Annotated in this window: 5 protein-coding genes and 1 pseudogene; 2 read left to right on the top strand and 4 right to left on the bottom strand. The window is 56.7% G+C overall.

The window, feature by feature from the left end; all coding sequences use genetic code 11:
- Positions 1-484: 484 nt before the first annotated feature.
- From CKO23_RS23545 to CKO23_RS23560, 4 genes are all read right to left on the bottom strand, one after another.
- Positions 485-1,237, bottom strand: coding sequence for an EAL domain-containing protein (locus tag CKO23_RS23545; protein ID WP_200335804.1), 753 nt, complete (start codon positions 1,235-1,237; stop codon positions 485-487).
- Between the two features lie 347 nt (positions 1,238-1,584).
- On the bottom strand, positions 1,585-2,067 hold the full coding sequence (locus CKO23_RS23550; protein ID WP_200335805.1) for a type II toxin-antitoxin system VapC family toxin: 483 nt from the start codon (positions 2,065-2,067) through the stop codon (positions 1,585-1,587).
- A gap of 46 nt (positions 2,068-2,113) precedes the next feature.
- Positions 2,114-2,335, bottom strand: coding sequence for a hypothetical protein (locus CKO23_RS23555; RefSeq protein ID WP_200335807.1), 222 nt, complete (start codon positions 2,333-2,335; stop codon positions 2,114-2,116).
- Positions 2,325-2,807, bottom strand: a complete 483-nt coding sequence (locus CKO23_RS23560) for a type II toxin-antitoxin system VapC family toxin (protein ID WP_200335809.1) — start codon at positions 2,805-2,807, stop codon at positions 2,325-2,327. The genes CKO23_RS23555 and CKO23_RS23560 overlap by 11 nt, the downstream gene beginning before the upstream one ends.
- Before the next feature lie 131 nt (positions 2,808-2,938).
- Here CKO23_RS23560 and CKO23_RS23565 point away from each other — a divergent pair.
- Together CKO23_RS23565 and CKO23_RS23575 are read left to right on the top strand one after the other, a co-directional pair.
- A pseudogene (locus CKO23_RS23565) lies at positions 2,939-3,846 on the top strand (tyrosine-type recombinase/integrase).
- Positions 3,843-4,952 (top strand): IS91 family transposase, encoded by a 1,110-nt coding sequence (locus CKO23_RS23575; RefSeq protein WP_200335813.1) that lies wholly within the window; start codon positions 3,843-3,845, stop codon positions 4,950-4,952. The pseudogene CKO23_RS23565 and the gene CKO23_RS23575 overlap by 4 nt, the downstream one beginning before the upstream one ends.
- Positions 4,953-5,543: the final 591 nt, after the last annotated feature.

Here is a 5,543-nt window from a genome sequence, read left to right on the forward strand (position 1 = left end):
CGACTGAGCCCTCCCAGGTTCCTGGGCGACCCGTGCGTGCATGCCCTGCTCTCAGACCCCGGCGGAGTCTCGGCATCAGGCCAGTACAATGCCGAGACTGTTGCCTTCCGGTGATTGGAATGCGTCGGCTCCGCTGGCATCAGTTTCGGGGCTCTATCACACAGCCTACACGCCCCCTGTGTTCGCTTCGCAGCCGGGATCACTCCCGAACCACGCCACACTCGGTTCCGGTGGATGGCCAATCCTTACCGGCTCGGGACTTTCACCCGGTGGGCCGCAACAAGGAGTTTCCGATTCGCTTATCCGTCCGCTATCTTCCTCTCCTTCCAGGCTTTGCCTGGCGCAACCAACCGATGACCAAGGCCCAGTTCTCGAACCTTCGGAGGCATTTGGATACCTTGACGTCGCTTTTTCGCCTAACCGCTGGGCTCAGTGGGGCGAGCGATAGCGAGCGTCCACACGAGCCCTTGGTTGGACGAAGCCGCTACACGGCAGCTTCACGGTGATAAGCGATGAAAGCTGCGGCAGGGATCGGGGGCGAGAAGTAGAAACCTTGTGCTGCCTGCACTTTGGCCTCACGAAGCGCCAGGAGTTGACATTCTGTCTCGACTCCCTCGGCAGTTACCGCGAGTCCTGACGATTCCAGCAAAGCGGTAATGCTCCTGACCCATTCGGGAACAGGGTTCAGCGGGCTGATCTGCGCAATCAACGACATGTCCAACTTAATAATATCGAACTTGCAGCGTACCAGGATGGCCAAATTGGCCCCGTCGACAAGAGTGACATCGTCCAAGGCGAGCCGAACGCCAGTCTTATGAGCCATATTAAGCGCCTCAACTGCGAGTGCGTCGGGCAGTCCCCGCTCGGTCAGTTCCAGCACTAGTTGCGGCGCCAACTCGATCAACCCGGATTTTTCCGCGGCATACATCAATCCGCCACGACCAAAAACCTCTGGGGGAATGTTGATGCTAATGTGGGAGTCGGGGTGCGCACGGAGCCAGTCGCCCATTTCGGCTGCCACAGTATCGAACACCCAATAAGTAAGCATGCCGGAAAGCGGAGTATTCTCCATGGACAGAATGAAGTCTAGGGGAGAGACGACGCCGGTCGGACGCTTCCAACGGGTGAGCGCTTCCGCGCCGATACACCGACCGTCGCTCAGAGAGATGGTTGGCAAGTACTCGAGGAAGAACTCCCTCCGGGCAAGCGCCTCTATAAATTCGTCAGAGTTGATCATGCCGATTATTCCTCAAGTCAGCCCCCAGTTTGCGCCTGAATCCGCCGTAATTTCGGCCGTTCTACCGCCACGTTGAAAATCAGCCGAGCCGAATTTAGCGATAGCGGCTGAAGGCGTCGGCTGGATTTATCTTGTTGGACGCAGCCGCTATCGCGGAGAAAGATAGAGCTAACCTTATTCGTTAGCTTCCTGTCTTTTGGAGCAAATATTTTGGACCGGGATTAAGCACAGGGCGTTTTGATTGCGCTTCTCGCTCTCGGAGTGCGGCAATAATGCGCTGGAGATCATGTCCGTAAGCGGACGCATGTTCTTCCCGGTGCTTTCGCATTTCCTCGACGATAGGGTCTTCAATCATTAGATGTGCCTCCGAGTTCTTCCGGCGAGCAAAGCAAGGGACAAACGTAGCCGAGGGATTCAACGATCCGAGTGATCAATTTCTTGGTTTCGGCGTTGTTGATATGCTTGAAATTCCAGGTAAGCAGATAATCAACTCCTTGAGTTGCAGCGATGGCGATGTGAAGGGCGTCATCCTCGCTGCCAGCGGGTATAGCCTTTTCTGCAATGAGTCTTTCAGAGAGGAAGAGAGCGTTATCCGTAGCGGCTAGGCTTGGAATTCGTTCAATGAGCGCAAGTCGGCGTTCAGCAGCCGAAGGATCTCCGCGACCGATTTCGTCCTCAACCAGAGCCGATACTCTCAAGTCAAAGCGCTGTTTCTCGTTTTCCCACCACTCAAGCGTAAGTGCTTGCCGGCCTGCGACGATGACATCGCGACTGGGACGGGAAACCAGGTAGCTGATTACCGATGACTCAATGTAGACAACAGGCTTCATTTGCTTTGGTTCGGTTGCCGCGTTTCTCGGAAGCTAACGACCAAGCTCACCGGCTACTGTGGAGCGGTAGCGGAGCAGTGGTCCGGTGGAGCGATTTGTTAGCCGATGCTTGCTTAATCGGTGGCTCTACAAAAGGACGACCATTATCTATATGTTCTTTTTCAGATCTCTTTAAATCTTCATAGATTGCGCGCAAGTCATAGTTAAAATTTGCAGCATGGGCTTCTCTGTTGGCTCTGACTTCTTCTATGATTTCATCAATTGCCATCTTCTTCTCCAAGCAGTTCTTCCGGCGTGCAAATGAACGGCAGGAACTGTCCTTGTTCAATGAGATAATCCATAATTTTTCTTTGCAGCTCAGGGTTTGCAATGTGTTTGCAATTCCATGTCAGTAAATAGTCAACAGAATGAGTTGTAGCGATTGCAATATGCAGACTATCCTCTGCTGCTTTGGCAGGAATGATTCCTTTTTTCAGAAGGTTATCTGCGAGTTGGTATGACTCTTCTGTTGCAACCAACAACGGAATGTTTTCGATTATTTCCAAACGTTTTCGAGCAGCGTCCGGATCGCCAGCAGCACATTCACGCAATACCAATTCTGACATGAACAAGTCATAGTCGGCTCGTTTATCCCACCATGCTAAGGTTATTTGCTGGTGAGCAGCACCGATAATGGTTTTGCTGGGTCGTGCAGTCAAATAACTGATGACAGAAGTTTCAAGATAAACTCTACGCTTCAATTATATTTGCTCCGGATTTTCTTGACCCGCTAACGCGGAGAAAGCCCATGCGGCGGCGTGGCGCTTAGAATGTAACCTCACGCCCTCGGCTGCGAGGGGCCGTTTGTTCAACATCATGAGGTTACACCGCCATGTCCAGCTCCTGCGAAGCGCAGTTCAAGCGTCACTACGAGGCGCATCTCAAGCACCTTCGGCTCAAAGGTCTGCAGCCCAAGACCATCGAAGCCTACGCACGCGCCGTGCGCCGCATCGGCGCCTATTTTGACGGCGACATCGCGGATCTGTCCGAGCAGCAGTTGCTCGACTACTTTTGCGATCTGCTCGAAACTCACTCCTGGAGTGCCGTCAAGCTCGACTTGTACGGGCTGAAGTTCTTCTACGCCCATGTGCTGCGCAAGCCTTGGGTCAACGTCGACCTCGTCAAACCGCCCAAAGGGCAGCGCCTGCCGGATATCGTCACCGTCGAGGAGGCTCAGCGCCTGATTCAGGCGACCCAGACACTGAGCTATCGGGTCTTCTTCTTCACCCTCTACAGCTTGGGTCTACGCCTCGGCGAGGGCCTGCGCCTGACGGTGGCCGATATCGATGCGGCGCGTCGGCGCGTGCACATCCGTGATGCCAAGGGCAACAAGGATCGCTTGGTGCCACTGCCCGAGACAACGCTTGAGCTGCTGCGCCGCTTCTGGCGACTGCATCGCAACCCGGTGCTGCTGTTTCCCAATCGCCACGGTGGGCTGAAAGCGGCGGCCTCGGCGTCCACGCCGCTCGATCGTGGTGGCGTGCAGATGACCCTGCGTAAGGTGGCCACCTCCTGCGGGCTTAAAAAAAGATTACCCCTCATAGCCTTAGGCACAGCTATGCCACACACCTGATCGAGGCCGGCGTCGATCTGCTGGAAGTCCAGAAGATCCTCGGTCATCACTCCATCCTCACCACCGCCCGCTACACCCACCTGACCTCTCAGACCAACGGCAACGCCGAGCAGGCGATCAACGCCTTGATGCGCGGCTTCTCCATCGACTGGAGGGGCGTGAAATGATCCTGCTCTCCGCCATCATCGCCACCTTCGAGGCGGACTACCTCGCCCAGTATGCTGAGACGATCCTGCCCAGCCAGCGTAAGGCCCTACAGGCCCTGAAGACCTGCCGCACCTCGGCCAGCCCCGTGATGCGCGTGCAGTGCAGCGCCTGCGATCACACCGAGCTCGTCCCGCATTCCTGTGGTCATCGCGCCTGTCCGCACTGTCAGCACCATGAGAGCCAGCAATGGATCGAGCGTCAGCTTGCCAAACAGGTACCGGCGACCTACTTCCTGCTGACCTTCACCGTGCCCGAGGCACTGCGCGCACTGGTGTGGTCCAACCAGCAGGCGCTCTACGATCACCTCATCCGCGCGAGCTGGGAGACGGTGCGCACCTTCGCCCTCAACGACAACGCTCTGCAGGGCAAGGCCGGGGCGATTGCGGTGCTCCATACGCATTCGCGTCGCCTCGATTTCCATCCCCATGTCCATCTCGTGGTGCCAGCCGCAGGCATCGACCCGGACAAGAAGTTGTGGCGCACCAAAAGCGCCAAGCGCGGCTATCTGTTCAATCACAAGGCGCTGGCCAAGGTCTTCCGCGCCAAGCTGCTGGAGGCCATCACCGCCGAGGGACTGAGCCTACCGCCCGGCCTACCGAGCACCTGGGTCGTCGACTGCAAGAACGTCGGGCGTGGCGAGAAAGCGCTGGTCTATCTGGGGCGCTATCTCTATCGCGGCGTCATCCAGGAGAAGGACATCGTCGCCTGCGAGAACGGACAGGTGACCTTTCGTTACCGCGATGCCAAGCGCAAGCGCTTGGAGTACCGCACCCTGCCGGGGGCGCGCTTCCTCGCCCTGGTGCTCCAGCATGTCTTGCCCAAGGGCTTTCGCCGCACACGTCACTACGGCTTTCTGCATCCCAACAGCAAGCGCGCCATTGCCGTGTTGCAGTGGCTCTTCGGCCTCGATCCGAAGCGCCTGATCGCTCAGCTCAAACCCCGGCCTACGCTGAAATGCCCGTGCTGTGGGGCTGACATGGTGATCGTGCAAACACGCTTGCCACCGCGCTCATTACAACCGCCCCTGACGCCAGCCCTTGAGGCAGCGGAGGCTGTGGCGATGTAACCGCTCCCGAAAGACCGACCCCGGGACTGCGGCGTCTTCCGGTCGACGCTGGCGCTCGCCTGACATTCCGGCAGAATGCCCACGCTGACCACCGTTGGGCGCCATCTTGGCCACGATGGCGGCTTAACAGCCGCGGCTCGGCACCTCCTCGTGAGCCTCCAGGGCTCCGCGAGCCCTCGGCCTCGAAAAGCTATTTTCTATACCCCCTGCGTACCGCCACGATCCCGGGCTTGTCCAACAACCGGTTCAGATCGTCGCTCGCTTCGCTCGGACGATCTAACCTTATTCGTTAGGCAATTGATTAACTATCCGTTGGTCGGCGCTTACGGGGAATAAAGTAAACTTTCCCCGGAACTGGATTTATTTCGAGATCCAGCCGTTTTGACCACAGATAAAGAGAGTCTCGTTTACTTCATCACTCACGTTTCGGAGTTCAAAATCGGCCCTAAAAAGGATCCAATAGGTTGTTTATTAAGGAATAATGTCCTCAAAAATGGTAAAATGTCATGTGCTTGAATCATGACAACCACTCAAGAGGCCACGATGAAGACGCCCACATCCCAGACGGCGCTGCCAAGTCTCACCAGCGGT

Source organism: Thiocystis violacea (genome assembly GCF_016583565.1).
GTDB lineage: Bacteria > Pseudomonadota > Gammaproteobacteria > Chromatiales > Chromatiaceae > Thiorhodococcus > Thiorhodococcus violaceus_A.

Bases quoted from the DNA above. Each gene is read 5' to 3' on its own strand.
- CKO23_RS23545 (WP_200335804.1), bottom strand. From the start codon at position 1,237: ATGATCAACTCTGACGAATTTATAGAGGCGCTTGCCCGGAGGGAGTTC.
- CKO23_RS23550 (WP_200335805.1), bottom strand. From the start codon at position 2,067: ATGAAGCCTGTTGTCTACATTGAGTCATCGGTAATCAGCTACCTGGTT.
- CKO23_RS23555 (WP_200335807.1), bottom strand. From the start codon at position 2,335: ATGGCAATTGATGAAATCATAGAAGAAGTCAGAGCCAACAGAGAAGCC.
- CKO23_RS23575 (WP_200335813.1), top strand. From the start codon at position 3,843: ATGATCCTGCTCTCCGCCATCATCGCCACCTTCGAGGCGGACTACCTC.